This is a genomic window from Acetomicrobium sp. S15 = DSM 107314 (assembly GCF_016125955.1).
GTDB lineage: Bacteria > Synergistota > Synergistia > Synergistales > Thermosynergistaceae > Thermosynergistes > Thermosynergistes pyruvativorans.
Genome location: NZ_JADEVE010000315.1, coordinates 1 through 15,755 on the forward strand (window position 1 = coordinate 1; position 15,755 = coordinate 15,755).

The window sequence follows — 15,755 nt, forward strand, 5'->3', positions numbered from 1 at the left end:
CCCAAAAACGCGGCGACTATTATGCCTACCGTCACCAACCCCGCGGCCAACAACACCTGAAACGTCAAAGAAAGACCGCTACGAGTCCTTGATTCAGTCATCTTCGTTACCACCCCTCATGAGTTTTTAACGACCAGCCTAAACGATTAATGAAAACGCTTCAATCTATCCTTCTTCTAAATCGTTCCCGCCCGATAAATCTTACGACAAAACCGGTCTTGTGCCAACCCTTGACCCCATGTCTGCGAAGGTTTAATTTAACCAAAACGCGTCCTCACAAAGCGAGGTGCAATTAAATGAGTGAAGAAATCGTCTTAACGTGGGAATCGATATCGGTGCGCGCAAGGGAGCGCCTTCAAGGGATCTGTTTCCTGTGCAAGGTTTGCGACGGCAGGGCTTGCGCGGGACAAATTCCAGGCATAGGCGGGGTTGGCACAGGGAGCTCGTTCATCAACAACGTATCTGCGCTGGGCGCCATAAGACTCAATATGCGGACGCTCCACAGCGTAGCGGAGCCAGCCCTCGAAAGCACGATATTCGGGCACAGGATTTCCATGCCGATCTTGGGAGGTGCCGTCGCCGGCGCAAAGGTCAACTTCCAAGGCTGCATAAGCACATGGGACCTCACCTGGGCTCAAGTGGAGGGAGCTCATAAAGCCGGCACGATCGCGCTGACGGGAGACGGCCCCCAAGCAGAAGAATACGCCATGGGGCTCGAAGCTATTAAAAAGGCCGGTGGCGCGGGCATGCCGATCATAAAACCGAGAAAACCCGAAGAGATAATAGAGCGCATCCGCCTGGCCGAAGAGGTCGAACCTGTGGCGGTGGGAATAGACGTAGACGCGGCAGGGTTAATCAATATGAGGAGGTCGGGGCAGTTCGTAGGGCCTTTAAGCCCTTCGACCTTAGAGAAAATCTGCTCCTCGACGAAGCTGCCCGTGGTAGTAAAGGGCATCATGACAAAAGACGAGGCAATTGTAGCCTATGAAGCCGGCGCAGCGGGGATAGTGGTCTCAAACCACGGCGGCAGAGTGCTCGACCACACGCCGGGCACGGCCGAAGTCCTTCCCGAGATAGCTGATGCCGTAAAAAGCAAAATAACCGTGATGGCCGACGGTGGCGCAAGGAGCGGCACGGACGTGCTCAAATTCTTGGCGCTCGGGGCTGACGCCGTCCTCATCGGAAGGCCCGTAGTGTGGGCCTTAATGGGAGGCGGGGTTGAAGGGGTTTGCCTGCTCTACAAAAGGCTAGCCTCGGAACTCGAAATCGCCATGATCCTCACCGGCTGTCGATCGCCTGAGGTGGCAGATAAATCCATCATATATACAACTAAATAGTATAGTTAAGGCTCCTCTTGAAGATTGCGAGGAGCCTTATTAAAGGGTGTGCGTATTTAAAACTCCTTATAGGCGCTCTTCGCTGCACCGCAGACCGGGCACTTGTCAGGGGCAGCCTCGGTTATGGTGTGACCGCACACAGAGCAGATATAAACCTTGCCCACCTCCAGGTCTTTGCCAGCCTTGGCTGCTTCCTGAGCCTTACGATACAACTCTGCGTGGAGCTTCTCGGCCTCGAGCGCAAAGGTGAAGGACCTTGCAGCCTCTTTCTCGCCCTGAAATTTGGCTGTCTCTAAATATACGGGATACATCTGCTCTACTTCGAAGACTTCGCCCATTATAGCGCCGCTCAAATTCTCAGCGGTCTTTTTGAGGCCGAAGACGCCGCCTGCCGTCACAGGATGATCCCCTATATCGCCGTCAAGGACGGTAAAGTGGTTATTCGCATGGACCCACTCAGCGTAGGATATAGCATTGAAGAGCCTCGCTATATTGGGAAAGCCTTCCTTCTTCGCTGCCTCGCTCCACGTCAAATAGCGCATATGCGCCATGCTCTCGCCGCCATAGGCGGAACGCAAGAAATCGGCAGTCATCGCATTTTTAACAGCCATACTCTAAACCCCCCTCACAAGAATTTGTATTGCTTTTAAACTATAATCCATAGAGCTTCGAAGCGTCAAGCCCTCGAAATGCCTCGCTTACTTAAGAGTAACATTGCGCTTGGAGATCGAAACAGAGCCGCTATTCCCTTTGAAGACAAATGCCGGTCGTTGGATATCGGCTTTCGCAATCCCAACTATGGAGACTTGAAGTTAGAGGCGCTTGCGCCGGATGTTTTCCTCATTAGGACATAATCAAACTCTGCCAGCGGGATTCCGTAATCCCTCGCAACGATCCTTCCCGTCTCTTCCACCCGCCAACCGTCCTCGGTCAGCTCCTGCAAGGGCAACCCTTCAGGGCTCCTGCCCACAAATAAAACTGCCCTGGCATACCCTTGAAGCCCTTTAGTCTCAGGGAACCATTGCTTATATATGAGACTCTCTTCCCCTACGAGGTTGGGACCGGCGGTATAGGCCACTCCCTCTCTCTCGGAGTCGTTTTTGCCGAAGAGCTTTGTGCGGTAAAAGGCAAGCTCGCTCGTGACCTTGTGTTTGTCCATGCCAACTATAAGGGGCTCTTCCCCCAGGGCCTTTTCCCACTGGTCTTCCAACCCCTCCACCTGCCGCGCCAGATCCTCCCAACCAACCATAGGCGCATTTTTTGGATACGCTAAGATCGGGAAGCCCAAAGTCGCATAATGTAGCGCGAAGCCGAAGACCAGCAACACAACAGCTATAGTGGGAAACCATGCCCTCCTCAAGAAGGCGACCAGCTTGCCCTCACCGCTGACCATATGCCATGCCATTATAGGAATGAGAGAAAGCCAAGCGGGGCCCGTCCAGTTGAGCTTGACCTCTCGAAAAAGGCTAAAAAGCGTAAAGACAGCGACTGGAAAGAGAGCCGTAAGGGTCAAAAACAGGAACTTCCGCCTCCCCAACGACGCCATCGTCTTTGGGGATATGGCCGCTACGGCTGCTGCCACGCCGGTGGGCGAAAGGAGCAACAATAGATACGCCACCGTATCGAGAAGGGAAAATCGCGTAGGACCCAGCAATCTGCGCGGGCCTTGAAAACTGAAGGAGATCCAGTTGTGTTGGGCGTTCCATATTATTGCGGGAGAGAATATGGCGAAGGCTATGAGGAGGGCCAGATATGGCCTGACGCTCAACAACTTCTTACGGGAGATCGGATCAACGAGCATAAAAAGGAGGGTCCCGGCCCCTAACAGTGCGATAGTATACTTAGACAAGAGCCCCAACCCGGCACAAATACCTACGCCCCACCAGGCCGCACGCTCCTCTCCGAGGAGGGCCCGTTCCAAAAAATACAACGTCCCGGCCCAAAAAGTCACGAGCGGTGCATCTGGCGTCATGATCATGCCGATGCCGAAGAAGAACGGTATGGTCGAAAAGAGCAGCAGAGCAGGCCAAGCCACAGACTTTTCAAAACAATTTCTCGCCAAGCCGTAGATGAAGAAGGCGGCAATTACCCACGAGAGGAAAGCGCCGATCCTGACGAAAAACTCCGTATGGCCGAAGATGCCAGTGAAGAGCGCTATAATCCAAGCCACCATAGGAGGGTGATCCAAGTAACCGATATCCAAGTGCTGAGCGTAGTTCCAATAATATGCTTCCTGCGGTATGAGCTCCATGGTGCCCATGAAAAAGAGGCGCAACAAGGCCGCATAGGATACGACTAATACTGTCACCATACCCCAATATACCTTTTCGCTACGCCTCAGGCTGGTCACAGGGAAAACGAAGAATGCCGATCCCAAATATGTAACTGCAGCTGACACCGCAATCGCCAACGTTACGGCCGCAAGCGGCGGCCATTCCCAAGAACAAGCCGCTGTGGCCAGAACCCCTCCGCGCAGGAAAAGGGCCGCCCCGGCCACGGCAAAAAACGCCACGCATTCCCTCCTGGGCGAAAGGTGAAATTGTCCCCTTCCGAAGGCGGCCTTGGCATTATAGAAATTGAGGAAGGCTGCGGGTATGAAGCTCACCACATGAGCTTGGCCTGGAGGAAAGCCCAGGGAAAACGCAGCCCAAAAGAGCAGAAAATCGAAGACCATGCCGGAGATCCCCACTACTGACGCGTAAACGCCGCCCCTTACGCTTCCTCCTTTGATCATACACCTTCCCCTCTCTGTCAAGGCTCGAAAAATAGCACCGCCATCAATTATCCCACGCCATTATCATTTCGCGGTTAGCACTTGGCCGGGTAGATCGCCTGTGGGCTTTCCATCGGATATGACTGGAATGCCGTTTACCAGGACATGCGCGATGCCATCCGGATATTGCCGCGGCTCCTCGAAGGTGGCGCGATCGGCAACACGAAGGGGGTCAAAAACCACAACATCGGCGGCAAGTCCTTCTTTTAGCACGCCGCGGTCTGTCAGGCGAAAGGCAGCAGCAGGAAGGCCCGTCATCTTTTTGACGGCTTCTTCGATGAAAAGCACCTTCTCCTCCCGGACGTATTTGCCTAATATCCTCGGGAACGTCCCGAAAAGTCTCGGGTGAGGCTTCCCCGAGCCGTATATGCCGTCTGTTCCAACCATAACCCAGGGCCTCTTCATGACCTCGATGAGGCTTTCCTCGCAGTTCTGGAAGACGACCATGGTAGCCTTGTTCTTTTCCTCCAATACGATGTCTATGACGGCGGCGATGGGATCACAGCCGCGTTCTGCAGCGATAGCAGCTATGCTCTTGCCCACGATCGCGGGGTTGTTGCTTCCCACGGAGGATACGATCACGTTCTCCCATCCTTCTCTCTTTCCCCGGTCCTCCCAGGAAGGCGTAGGGTGAGCGAACGATTCCTTGATCTTTTCCCTCTCTGCTGGATCGCTCAAGCGTGACAGGAGCATATGAGCGCCGCCGGCGTGTACCCATGGCGGCAGACAGGCCGAAAGGGCTGTGGAGCCGGCTATATATGGATATTGGTCGGCTGTTATCGCTAACCCTTCTTTCTTATGATTTTCCAGATTGTCCAAAATTTCCTTTGCTCTCCCCCAATTGTTTTTGCCGATGGTCTTCAGATGCGATATGTGGAGGTGTACACCGGACGCGCGGGATACATCAAGCATCTCGCGATGGGCGTCCATTATGCTGTCGGCTTCGTTACGGACGTGAACTACCAGGGCGCCGGAGCGTCCTGCCACAACCTTGCACAACTCTACGAGCTCATCAAAGGCGGCATAGCAGCAGGGAGGATATATGAGACCCGTAGAAAGCCCGAGCGCACCAGAACACATGCACTCATCCAAGATTTCTTTCATCCTGTTTAACTCGTCTCGAGAGGCATGACGATCTTCCATGCCCATGACAGCTATGCGCACGGCGCCGTGGCTCGCAAGTGCTCCTATGTTATTGATGATCCCCTTCCTGCTATACTGTTTTAGGTATTCGGCAAAAGAACTCCAATCCCATTCGATATTTGGCGTGCCCAAAAGCCCTGCCAAATGCTCTTGAAGCATCTCCTTCGCACCAGCGGAAGTGAGAGGAGCTAAACCCAGGCCGTCTTGGCCCAATATTTCCGTGGTAACCCCCTGCCTTACCTTTTCCTCCAAATGGGGATTGTCGAGAAGCATTAAGTCACTGTGGCTATGCGTGTCGATAAACCCAGGAGTTACACAGAGCCCACCAGCATCGATGACGGTTTTGGCTCCTTCCTCTATGCGTCTGGCAATCGAGGCGATCTTGCTGCCTGAAATAGCCACGTCGGAGATAAAGCCCGGGGCACCTGTGCCGTCTATTACGGTGCCGCCCTTGATCAGCACGTCATACATGACGAGATCCCTCCTTAGATCTTAGTGATAGGCTCTTAGTCGGCACATCTGCCGCCGTCTACTAAAAGAAGCGTACCCGTGACGAAGTCAGAGGCTTTCGAGGCGAGGTATACGATCGCTCCCGCCACGTCCTCGGGGGTCCCGAGCCTCCCCATGGGTATGCTCCTCGCTATGCTTTCATAATGATCGCCCACCTTGAGATAATCGCGCGTCAGGTCGGTCTCTACATAGGCCGGCCCTATGGCGTTCACGTTGACGCCACAGGGGGCGAGTTCCATGGCGAGTACCTTGGTCAAAAGCAAAACACCGGCTTTGCTTGCCGCATACGCCGAATGGTTGGGATGCCCAAGCACCGACGACACGGAGCCCATGTTTATGATTTTGCCGTGCCCCTGAGCCTTCATAATCTTGGCCGCTTCTTTGCAGCACAAGAAGGTCCCCTTCAGGTTTACGTTCATGATCTTGTCCCAATCTTCTTCCGGGAACTCCACTACGGGAAGCCTCTTGTTGATCCCGGCCATGTTGACTAAGATATCCAACTTGCCGTAAGTCTTCATTATGTCGTCGAAAACCTGTGAAACCTGACCCGAACGGGTGATATCGGCATCGAAAAACGATATATCCCTTCCCATGGCACCGAAGTCGCTCTCGAGATGCCGCACCTTCGATGTGTCCAAGTCCACAACCGTCACATGGCAGCCGTGCTGCCCCAAGGCCAAAACTGCTTCTCTGCCTAAGCCGCCGGCTCCACCAGTGACGGCTGCTATCTTGTCCGTGAGGTCAAAGAGGCCTCTGTAATCTTTAGAGAGCATCCTTATCTTCCTTCCCTCTCATAACGGCACCTTGGGAAGAAGACCCCACCATTGCCCTGTAGATATCGAGATATCCGCCTGGGAAACGCCTATAGGGCCTGCGCGGCGTGGCGCATTTGAGGCGCTCTTCTATTTCGGTATCCGAAAGTCGCACATTGAGCTTCCTGTTCGGGATGTCTATGTCGATCACGTCGCCATCCCTGAGGGCAGCTATGGGACCACCATCCGCAGCCTCTGGGGACACATGGCCGATACACGGCCCCCTCGTGGCGCCGGAAAACCTGCCATCCGTAATCATGGCGACCGAGTCACCCAGACCCATGCCGACGATGAGCGCGGCAGGTATGGAAAGCTCCCTCATGCCAGGCCCTCCCTTGGGACCTTCGTACCGCACCACGAGTACGTCGCCTGGCTTTACCGTCTTGCCCAGAAGCGACTCCCTCACGTCCTCCTCGCTGTCAAACACCTTGGCCGGCCCGGTGTGGACCATCATTTTGGGGTCAACCCCGCTTTGTTTTACGATGGCGCCTTCAGGGGCGAGGTTTCCCTTAAGTACAGCAAGTCCTCCTTCGTGGCTTATGGGATCGTCCAACGGACGAATCACATCTCTCCTCACGATTTTGGCCTTTTCCAGGAGCTCGCCGAGGCACATGCCGGTAACGGTGAGCACCTCGAGATTGAGAAGAGGGGAAAGCTCCTTCATCACCGCGCCTACGCCGCCCGCTTCGTGTAAGTCCTTGACGTTAAACTGCGCTGCGGGCTTAAACTTCGCTATGCACGGCGTCTTACGGCTTAAACTGTCGAACATTTCAAGCGGTATAGATATGCCAGCCTCCGCGGCAATAGCTGGCAGATGCAACACGGCGTTCGATGAACCGCCCGTGGCTAATACAAACTTAATGGCGTTCTCGAAGGCCTTTGCTGTCATTATATCCCTCGGCCTTACGCCTTCCTCAACCAACGCTACGGCGCGCCTGCCGGTGTATTTTGCGAGCCTCAGGCGACCCGAAGAGACAGCCGGCACAGTAGCAGCCCCGGGGAGGGCCATACCTAAGGCCTCTATGACACATCCCATGGTGCTGCCCGTTCCCATCATGGCGCATACGCCGGCAGTGGGGCAACTTTCAGACTCGACCTGGATGAACTCTTCATCGCTCATGGCTCCCACGCTGACCTTTCCCATGCCCTCTTTTATGTCGCACATCACCCATTCCTTGCCCAAAAATTTCCCCGGCACCATGGGGCCGGCGGGCAAGAATATAGAGGGGAGGTTTATTCGCGCGGCGGCCATAAGCATGGCCGCAGGGGACTTGTCGCAGGAGGCCAAAAACACCGCCCCGTCAAAGAGGTCTATGTGGCCACCTATCATAGTCTCTATTTCCGCGGCCATGAGCTCTCGGCTGGGTAGGACATAATGCATTCCTGCCCCTTGAGCCCATCCGTCACAGATAGAAATCGTGTGAAACTCGACAGGCACGCCACCGGCGCTCCACACACCGGCTTTCACGTGCTCGGCCAAGGTCTTTAAATGCATGCACCCAGGGTGAATCTCGCTATAGGCGCTCACTACGGCTATTACGGGCTTGTTTATATCCTCGTCCGTATATCCGGCAGCCCTGAACATCTGCCGCGGATAAGCTCCGGTGACTCCTTCAAGAACCTGATGTTTTCGACTCGTCATTTCTCCACCCCCGCAAGATCTTTAGGCGTTATGATATATTAGTCTAAACTATAAATGCCAAAAATGCAGCGAGCGTGAAAGGCCATGAATATTGTCGTTCTGGTAAAGATCGTGCCCGATATAGAAAAAGTCACGTTCAACGTGGAAAACGGCACGGTGGACAGGGCTTCCGCACCTCAGGAGGTCAACCCCTTCGACCTGAACGCCCTCGAAGAGGCGGTAAAGATCAAAGAAAAGGTCGGTGGAAGGGTGACAGCCGTGTGTATGGGACCTCCCGAAGCGAAGGAGGCCCTCAAAGATGCCCTGGCGAGGGGCGCCGACAGGGCGATTTTGCTTTCGGACAAGAAGCTGGCCGGCTCTGACACCCTTGCCACCTCATACGCGCTCTCCAGCGCCATAAAAAAGCTGGGCGAATTCGACCTGATATTGTGCGGCGAAAAGGCCACAGACGGCGACACGGGCCAAGTGGGGGCCGAAACAGCGGAGCATTTGGGCATTCCCCACGCCTATTACGTCTCGCTCCTTTCCATCGAAGGAGAAAAAGCCGTCGTGCATTCAGAGATGGAAGACAGGCTCCTCGTCATGGAATTTCCTCTGCCAATGTTAGTCTCCGTGACCAAAGACATAAACACCCCCCGGCTGCCATCGCTTAAAAGCAAGCTCGCTTCCCGCAAAAAGGAGGTAGAGGTATGGTCCGCCGTTGACATAGGAGCAGACGAAACTAAGCTTGGTTTCCCGGGCTCTCCCACGATGGTTTACAAGGTAACGTTTCCCACCGAAGAAGGAAGAAAAGGCCTTATTTTCAAAGACACAAACGAGGGAGTCAAAGGAATAGCCAAAGCCCTCACGTTTTTTAAGGCTTAACCACCTACGCGTAACCTCAAGGTCAGGTCTTTTCTTTTGTATTTTTACCCCTTCTAACTCTTGTTCTCCCTCACTTCTACATCTACCTTAGCTCACCCGCGCAGGCGATGACTTGACTCATCTCATTTACCTCTTTTGAACCGTATCTCTCATATCTAAAAGCAGAACCACTCTGACCTCATAACCAACACTTCTAATTGAGTAAGAGGCTGCCCGAAGTTTTGCCTGCGCTGTGGCCTGCAACCGACTTTACTCCCAATAACACAGCAAAGATACTGATATGCCAGCTGAAAAATCGATTAAGTTTTTCTTTAGATTGATATAAAAGGCAGGGTATTGTTTTTGGTAACAGGCGTCAGCATTTCAGTCCATATATAACATCGAGGATTGAGCCATCACGATACTCCACTATCGCAGCAATCCGCGATTCGTCAAATCCAATTGGATCCATACAGCCAGTAAGAGTTTCTGTTTCCATACGTAGTTTTTCAATATCGATCACGCGAACGCCACCTTTAAGGGCTAACTTCAGAAGGTCCTCCCTGCGTGGGCTGATACATACGCCTCGTTCGGTAACAATCGCATCTACGCACGCGCCGGGGGTACAGATGGTTTGGACATTCTTTTTGATAGAAGGCAATCCCTTACGGAAGCTAGGCAAGACTACTACAGTTAACGCCGCACCAGCTGCTGCATCGGGATGGCCCCCCATCCCGCTACGCAAACGCCCATTATGACCAGTCAAAAGGTTGACGTTAAAATCCACGTCGACATCAAGGGCACCTAAAACGGCTACGTCGAGTTGATGGGTCATGCATCCGGCATTGAAGGGATTCGCATACCAAGAGGCATCAATTTCATAATGGGTAGAATTTCGAAGCATAGAAGCCCCCATAGCTGGGTCGAAACTCTGAACATCGTAAAGAGCCTTAAATAGACCTTCTTCCAGTAAGGGAACCATATCGGCAGTGATGCCACCAAGAGCAAAACTGCCTGCAACCCCTTTTTGCTGCATATATGCACGCACATATTGCGTCACTGCCATGGAGATCCCCCCTCCACCGGCCTGATAGGAAAAACCAGGACGAATGGCGCCAGAGGCAACGATTAGTTCATAGGCATGATAAGCCAATGCCAACTGTGTAGGGCTTTTGGTGACGCGTATCGATCCAGTAGCCAACTCTCGAGGGTCACCGATAGAATCCAACACTACCACTTGGTGTACTAAATATTGTGGGATGGAAATACGGGGAGTCAGGGGGAATTCGACTAAATTATCAGTAACTGCGATTACATGTCTGGCAAAACGGGCGTCATGAATGCCATAACCTAAAGAACCAAACGCCGAGGGGCCACTTATGCCAGTCATGTTGCCGCACTTATCACATGCAGAGGCGGCCACAAAAGCCACATCGATAGATATGGATCCCTCCTCTACAGCTCGAGCGCGGCCGCCATGGGTTCGGATAACAACGGGTGGGAGATATTCATTCTTAGTCTGATAATAGTCACCCACAGCACCTCGAATGGAGGCACAAATCTGTCGGATCAAACCAGAGTTGATATAATCCACTACAAAGTCATGACACTCTAATAACGCTGAACTTACCAGCGTAAGATCCTTAAATCCCATATTGTCAAGCTCTGCCAGTACTTGAGAAATCACTCTATCGCCATTTCTTAGATGATGATGAAAACTGATAGTCATTCCGTCGCGAAGACCAGAACGCTCAATAGCTGCTCGCAGGTCAGGCGCTACTTTATTTGTGTTAATTGGAATCACATCACGCTTGACTGCCGCAATAGCATTGAAGGTAGGAGACGTAGTAACTCCTGTTACTCCAGCGAACGGACGAACGCTACCTATCCCTGACAGCTCAGTAGGGACTAAGCGTCCGGCTGCGTTTTTTACCATATTCACGGCAATACCTCCTCGGGATCACAAGGAATGCCAGCTTGCGCCAACACGTGTATAGCTTGACGGATAACTGGACCATCTACCATCTTTCCGTTAACGCTGAAGACGCCACGCCCTTCTGCACGAGCTACCTTCGCCGCGGCAATCACATCCATAGCGTGGAACAAAATCTCCTCAGGAGGATAAAAACCTTCGTTAATAACTCGAATCTGAGAAGGATGAATTGCTGACTTGCCAGCAAAACCCATCGCTGCAGCCAACTTGGTGCTGGCCAGTAGACCTTCCATATTGTCAATGTCCGTGTAAACGGAGTCAAAACAATCGATCCTCGCTGCTTTTGCTGCTAAAACTACACGACTTTTTACATAAGCTAATTCTTCACCAGACAATGTCCTTCGAATGCCCATATCAGCCATTAAGTCCTGTTCACCCAATCCAATACCTTTTACGCGAGAACAACTGCGCACTAAATTTGCTACATTCTCTACGGCTCGTGCCGATTCCAGCAGGATGTGAAGGCCAATACCGCCCTCAGGCAACCCATTAGCCCTCTCGAGCTCTGATATTTTTCTATCAACCGTACATATGTCATCTGTAGACTCAACTTTCGGCAAGCGAATCACATCAGGATTTGCCGGAACAACCTCTATCAAATCCGCCTCCCACCATGGAGTAGACACATCGTTAATTCTAACCACTTTCCCAACATCGCCAAAAGAAAGACAACGCAGCGCATAGGTTACAAGGCGTCGAGCTTCATCTTTATGCCTTGGGGCCACGGCATCCTCCAAGTCAAGAATTACACAATCAGCGCCCAGAGAAGCACAACTTTGTAGCATGGCTGGGTTATTACCTGGGACAAAAAGCAATGAACGCTTAAGCTTTAATGCCATCTGGCATCTTTCCTTCCAGCGCTCGCTCAAGTGCTACCTCTATCCTGGCACAAATCACAAAAGTCAAGGCGCCAAAATCTTCTACCGCCAAACGAACCTTCGGCATGCCATAACGCGCTAAAATTTCTCGAATCAGTGTATCAGTACGAGTAGCAAAAAGCTGACTGTTTTCACCCCTATAAATCCACTCTGTCCTTTCAGCCGGCTCGACCATAACGAGGCAGTCGCACTTTTCGCTGGAACCAGCCTGCACTGTATGTAAAACCATCCCCTACCTCCTCCGTTGCTATTTAATCATTCACAGAAATCATTTTTTAACGACAATCTCATCATTTAGGGCTCATACGAACCATGGGTATAGATATGCTTCTCTGAACATGCGCCTTAAAAATATTATTGTAGAGAATATGACGATATCCGCGCTCGTTGCTTTGTGAGTAGATAAAGGAGAAGCAAAATTATTAACCCGCAAATATCCGAAAGTATACCAGGATAAAGCAATACCAACGAACCTGTCAAAGCTAACAAACGTTCATACCAATGTAGAGGAGCCATCATGTAGTTTTCCGAGGCGGAGGCTAACAAAAACACACCGATAATGGCTGTGACCACGGCCTGTGTCGTAGTAATCCAGCTGGTAACGTTGGTCAACAAGATCTCAGGAGCCAAGACAAAAATAAAAGGAACAATAAAACCAGGCAGTGCTAACTTTACAGCAGTAAAGGCTGTCCTGTTTGGATCTGATCCGGCAATGCCAGCAGCAGTATAGGCTCCCACGCAAACCGGAGGAGTTACCGTAGACAACACAGCATAAAAGAATACAAACATATGGGCATCCAAAGGATTAACACCTAACAAGACCATAGCAGGGGCTGCTACTACACTAGCCATGACATAGCTGGCCGTTGAGGGCATTCCCATACCAAGAAGTACGGAAAGAATCATTGCCATTATCAGTGTAAATATCAAATGTCCCTGAGTTAAGGCAAGAATGGCGTCACCGATACGCAAGGCAATGCCGGTAGCTCCCATCATGCCAACTGCTACTCCGACAATAATACAAGCCATAGCAACTGAAAGAGCTACCTTGGAACCACTCTCTAAAGCAGATATCAGTGCCTTCACGCTCAGACGATCAGATTTCTTCACAAAACTAAGGAGCACGCAGCTGATAATGCCCCAGCATCCTGAATAAAGCGGATTATACCCTTTTACAAGAAAGTAAACTATGATAAACAGAGGAATTGCTTTATAACCGCTATTTAAGAACACTTTGCCAGCCTTGGGTAATGTATCCTTGGAAAGGCCTTGGAGTCCAAGTCGAGAAGCCTCAAGACTGAGAGAACACCAAATACCCCAGAAATAAAGAAAGGCAGGAATAATCGCAGCCAAAATGACCTTAGTATAGGAGATACTGAGGGCATCTGCAATTATGAACGCCGCGGCACCCATGACAGGAGGCATGATTTGACCACCAGATGAAGCTGCTGCCTCTACGGCTGCAGCAAAGTGAGACGGATATCCAATTTGTTTCATCAGCGGAATTGTAAAAGTGCCAGTAGTAGCCACATTAGCCGAGGTACTACCGCTAATGGTTCCCATAAGGGCGCTAGACACCACAGCAATCTTTGCCGGCCCACCTTTACGATGTCCCGTAAGAGCCATGGCGATGTCATTGAAAAAATCCGCTGTATTGGTTACCTTCAAAAAGGCTCCAAACAAAATAAACAGATAAATGTAAGTGGCAGAAACACCTGTTACCAAACCAAAAAGGCCATCGGTGGTAAGATAGAGTTCTTCAATAATACGGGGTACCGACAGCCCAAAGTGCTGAAGCGGGCCGGGCATAGAACGTCCAAAATAGGCAAAGAGTAAAAATAAAGAACAGAAACAGGGGAGAATATAACCTAAGACTCGGCGTCCAGCCTCAAAAACTAAAGCCGTGAAGATTCCACCAAGGACTATTTCATAGCCATAGGTTATACCTGCACGCAAGGCTATGCTCTCGTAGCCAAAAAAGACATAAAGGGCACAACCAGCTGAAGCTATAGCCAAAAACCAATCCAAGAGAGACGCTCGATTTCGTGGCGAATTTTTCGAAGCTGGATACAACAAAAAGATCATAAATAATACAAAAGCCACGTGAAAGCTACGCTGCTGCATGGTAGGCAAGAGCCCAAAAAAAGCTGTATAGAGTTGAAAAACTGCAAGGGAAACCGCCAACACCGTAATGAGCTTGCCTACAGGGCCCATTAAAAGGCGCTGCTTTCCTGCTTGGGTAGCAGTAGTTCTATTGGTGGTATTAGATGGCGTAATAATGGAAACAGGAGAACTCATAAAAATCACCTCTGATTATAGATACAAAGCAGTAGGATAGAACATTTAGACCCTCGTTTTTAAACATCACCCGACATGCGCCTTAGACATTCAATTGTGCCCATCGATCCGAGCTGCCAATTGTGTCTAACCTATCCGCACCGTTTTTGCCAGACAGGAGCGCTAATTTAACCCCGTGTTCATCCTCACGCATTTGCTGTCCTTTGAGAGCCTGAGACTACGTTTACGCTAACTCGTCATAACAATTTAGCTTGATAATGTAATCCTTAGAGCATAAGCATTTATTTCCGCTACAACTGCCCCTTCGGATTTCACCTTACTGTGAAGACTCTCATCTTGGATAACAGGCTGCACTGTCTCGCCTACCAGTAGACCTTTTCCCAGAGGTAGCATCCTGAGCATAAATTGGGGGGCACGGCCCCCCAAGCCATTAAAAATACAAACTACTTAAGCAGACCAACTTCTTTATAATATCTCAAAGCACCGGGATGAATATCCATGATACAACCATTAAGGGCGTTCTCAATGCTGAATTCAGCAAAGTAATTGGGAAGCCGGTCTTTTAAAAACTGTACATTCTCATACATCATCTTAACGGTCTTGTAAACTACATCTTCCTTCATATCTGCGTAAGTAAACAAGGCTCCTACCGCTGCAATTGTAGGAATGTCCTGATCGTAACCCTTATAGGTGCCTGCAGGAATGACTGAGGGAATAAAGAAGGGATTTTGTTCTAAGATCATGGCGCGTTGCTCTGGATCAATGGGTAAAAGACGCACGTTTTTAGTGAGCATATCCTCAACCTGCGCGTTGGGATAAGTGGTAAGCCAGACGTGGCCTTGCACAGCACCAGTCTGGAGAGCCTCCACAACTTCAGAACGGCCATAACGATCAATCTTTATATCTTCGTCTTTTATTCCATAAGCGCCGAGGATGATGCGGCAGTTAGTTTCGATGCCCTGACCGATAGAACCATAGTCAACCCGCTTGCCTTTCAAATCGGCAATGCTTTTGATGTCGTCACCATTGACAAGAATATGAGCAGGCATAGGATAAATTGCCGTTACAAAACGAATCTGTTTGAGGGGGCGCCCCTCAAAACTACCGATGCCGTTCCACGCCTCATATGTTGTTGCAGATTGAGACAGGCCAAATTCCATATCTTTTTTCTCAAGAGCAACCAAATTTTTTGCTGAGCCACCAGTAACGGCCGTATAATTAATGCCATTTTTTACAGAATTTCCCAACTGGGCGATGGTATTACCGATCAAATAAAAGCCACCGCCTACGGTACTGGTCCCAATGCGAGCAAACTCAGACGCACACGAAATCCCTGCAACCGCAAACACAAGCGTTGCTGCCAACAGAATCCCCACCATGCTTTTGCGAATCATACCTATACCCCCTTTGTTCTTAAAGTTGTGCTGTTTGCCTGAAATTACAATTACCCAACAACAACTCTTTTAGCCTTGCACATAGCAAGCTTATTTAAAAGTCATCAAACTGCCCTAACGAGCCTTTTCAAT

At 50.8% G+C, this 15,755-nt stretch carries 12 protein-coding genes; 2 read left to right on the forward strand and 10 right to left on the reverse strand.

From position 1 onward, the window contains the following. Nucleotides 1-296 precede the first annotated feature (296 nt). Nucleotides 297-1,337: an alpha-hydroxy-acid oxidizing protein gene (locus tag EZM41_RS09185; RefSeq protein ID WP_198470805.1), complete on the forward strand. Its 1,041-nt coding sequence runs from the start codon at nucleotides 297-299 to the stop codon at nucleotides 1,335-1,337. A 56-nt stretch (nucleotides 1,338-1,393) separates the two neighbouring features. On the opposite strand, the gene EZM41_RS09190 is transcribed toward EZM41_RS09185, so the two are convergent. The 5 genes from EZM41_RS09190 to ilvD form a co-directional block, all read right to left on the reverse strand. Continuing rightward, entirely contained in the window at nucleotides 1,394-1,948 is a 555-nt protein-coding gene (locus EZM41_RS09190) for a rubrerythrin family protein (protein ID WP_198470806.1), read from the reverse strand. Between the two features lie 185 nt (nucleotides 1,949-2,133). Beyond that, nucleotides 2,134-4,071, reverse strand: a complete 1,938-nt coding sequence (locus tag EZM41_RS09195) for a glycosyltransferase family 39 protein (RefSeq protein ID WP_198470807.1) — start codon at nucleotides 4,069-4,071, stop codon at nucleotides 2,134-2,136. A 63-nt stretch (nucleotides 4,072-4,134) separates the two neighbouring features. Beyond that, complete coding sequence (locus EZM41_RS09200; RefSeq protein WP_198470808.1) at nucleotides 4,135-5,724, reverse strand: N-acyl-D-amino-acid deacylase family protein; 1,590 nt, start codon at nucleotides 5,722-5,724, stop codon at nucleotides 4,135-4,137. Between the two features lie 35 nt (nucleotides 5,725-5,759). Beyond that, the gene (locus EZM41_RS09205) at nucleotides 5,760-6,536 is read right to left on the reverse strand and encodes an SDR family NAD(P)-dependent oxidoreductase (protein WP_198470809.1); all 777 of its coding nucleotides are present in this window, start codon (nucleotides 6,534-6,536) and stop codon (nucleotides 5,760-5,762) included. Next, nucleotides 6,526-8,217, reverse strand: coding sequence for a dihydroxy-acid dehydratase (gene ilvD / locus EZM41_RS09210; protein WP_198470810.1), 1,692 nt, complete (start codon nucleotides 8,215-8,217; stop codon nucleotides 6,526-6,528). The genes EZM41_RS09205 and ilvD overlap by 11 nt, the downstream gene beginning before the upstream one ends. A gap of 84 nt (nucleotides 8,218-8,301) precedes the next feature. On the opposite strand from ilvD, the gene EZM41_RS09215 reads away from it, so the two are divergent. Then, on the forward strand, nucleotides 8,302-9,081 hold the full coding sequence (locus tag EZM41_RS09215; protein ID WP_198470811.1) for an electron transfer flavoprotein subunit beta/FixA family protein: 780 nt from the start codon (nucleotides 8,302-8,304) through the stop codon (nucleotides 9,079-9,081). A 355-nt stretch (nucleotides 9,082-9,436) separates the two neighbouring features. Here EZM41_RS09215 and citF read toward each other — a convergent pair whose 3' ends face one another. From citF to EZM41_RS09240, 5 genes are all read right to left on the reverse strand, one after another. Further along, nucleotides 9,437-10,996, reverse strand: a complete 1,560-nt coding sequence (gene citF / locus EZM41_RS09220) for a citrate lyase subunit alpha (protein WP_232619264.1) — start codon at nucleotides 10,994-10,996, stop codon at nucleotides 9,437-9,439. A 2-nt stretch (nucleotides 10,997-10,998) separates the two neighbouring features. Next, nucleotides 10,999-11,892: an HpcH/HpaI aldolase/citrate lyase family protein gene (locus EZM41_RS09225; RefSeq protein ID WP_198470813.1), complete on the reverse strand. Its 894-nt coding sequence runs from the start codon at nucleotides 11,890-11,892 to the stop codon at nucleotides 10,999-11,001. Further along, a complete protein-coding gene (locus EZM41_RS09230) occupies nucleotides 11,876-12,160 on the reverse strand; it encodes a citrate lyase acyl carrier protein (RefSeq protein ID WP_198470814.1) in 285 nt (94 codons plus the stop codon). Before EZM41_RS09230 ends, EZM41_RS09225 begins: the two co-directional genes overlap by 17 nt. A 125-nt stretch (nucleotides 12,161-12,285) precedes the next feature. Continuing rightward, nucleotides 12,286-14,229, reverse strand: a complete 1,944-nt coding sequence (locus EZM41_RS09235) for a TRAP transporter permease (RefSeq protein WP_198470815.1) — start codon at nucleotides 14,227-14,229, stop codon at nucleotides 12,286-12,288. Nucleotides 14,230-14,672: 443 nt separating this feature from the next. Then, nucleotides 14,673-15,623 carry a TAXI family TRAP transporter solute-binding subunit gene (locus tag EZM41_RS09240; RefSeq protein ID WP_198470816.1) on the reverse strand — a complete coding sequence of 317 codons (951 nt, stop codon included), beginning with the start codon at nucleotides 15,621-15,623 and terminating at the stop codon, nucleotides 14,673-14,675. Nucleotides 15,624-15,755: the final 132 nt, after the last annotated feature.

What these genes read in the sequence shown, in the direction of transcription:
- EZM41_RS09240 (WP_198470816.1), bottom strand. Translation starts at nt 15,623, where the DNA reads ATGATTCGCAAAAGCATGGTGGGGATTCTGTTGGCAGCAACGCTTGTG.
- EZM41_RS09235 (WP_198470815.1), bottom strand. Translation starts at nt 14,229, where the DNA reads ATGAGTTCTCCTGTTTCCATTATTACGCCATCTAATACCACCAATAGA.
- EZM41_RS09205 (WP_198470809.1), bottom strand. Translation starts at nt 6,536, where the DNA reads ATGCTCTCTAAAGATTACAGAGGCCTCTTTGACCTCACGGACAAGATA.
- EZM41_RS09190 (WP_198470806.1), bottom strand. Translation starts at nt 1,948, where the DNA reads ATGGCTGTTAAAAATGCGATGACTGCCGATTTCTTGCGTTCCGCCTAT.
- EZM41_RS09230 (WP_198470814.1), bottom strand. Translation starts at nt 12,160, where the DNA reads ATGGTTTTACATACAGTGCAGGCTGGTTCCAGCGAAAAGTGCGACTGC.
- EZM41_RS09195 (WP_198470807.1), bottom strand. Translation starts at nt 4,071, where the DNA reads ATGATCAAAGGAGGAAGCGTAAGGGGCGGCGTTTACGCGTCAGTAGTG.
- citF (WP_232619264.1), bottom strand. Translation starts at nt 10,996, where the DNA reads ATGGTAAAAAACGCAGCCGGACGCTTAGTCCCTACTGAGCTGTCAGGG.
- ilvD (WP_198470810.1), bottom strand. Translation starts at nt 8,217, where the DNA reads ATGACGAGTCGAAAACATCAGGTTCTTGAAGGAGTCACCGGAGCTTAT.
- EZM41_RS09215 (WP_198470811.1), top strand. Translation starts at nt 8,302, where the DNA reads ATGAATATTGTCGTTCTGGTAAAGATCGTGCCCGATATAGAAAAAGTC.
- EZM41_RS09185 (WP_198470805.1), top strand. Translation starts at nt 297, where the DNA reads ATGAGTGAAGAAATCGTCTTAACGTGGGAATCGATATCGGTGCGCGCA.
- EZM41_RS09225 (WP_198470813.1), bottom strand. Translation starts at nt 11,892, where the DNA reads ATGGCATTAAAGCTTAAGCGTTCATTGCTTTTTGTCCCAGGTAATAAC.
- EZM41_RS09200 (WP_198470808.1), bottom strand. Translation starts at nt 5,724, where the DNA reads ATGTATGACGTGCTGATCAAGGGCGGCACCGTAATAGACGGCACAGGT.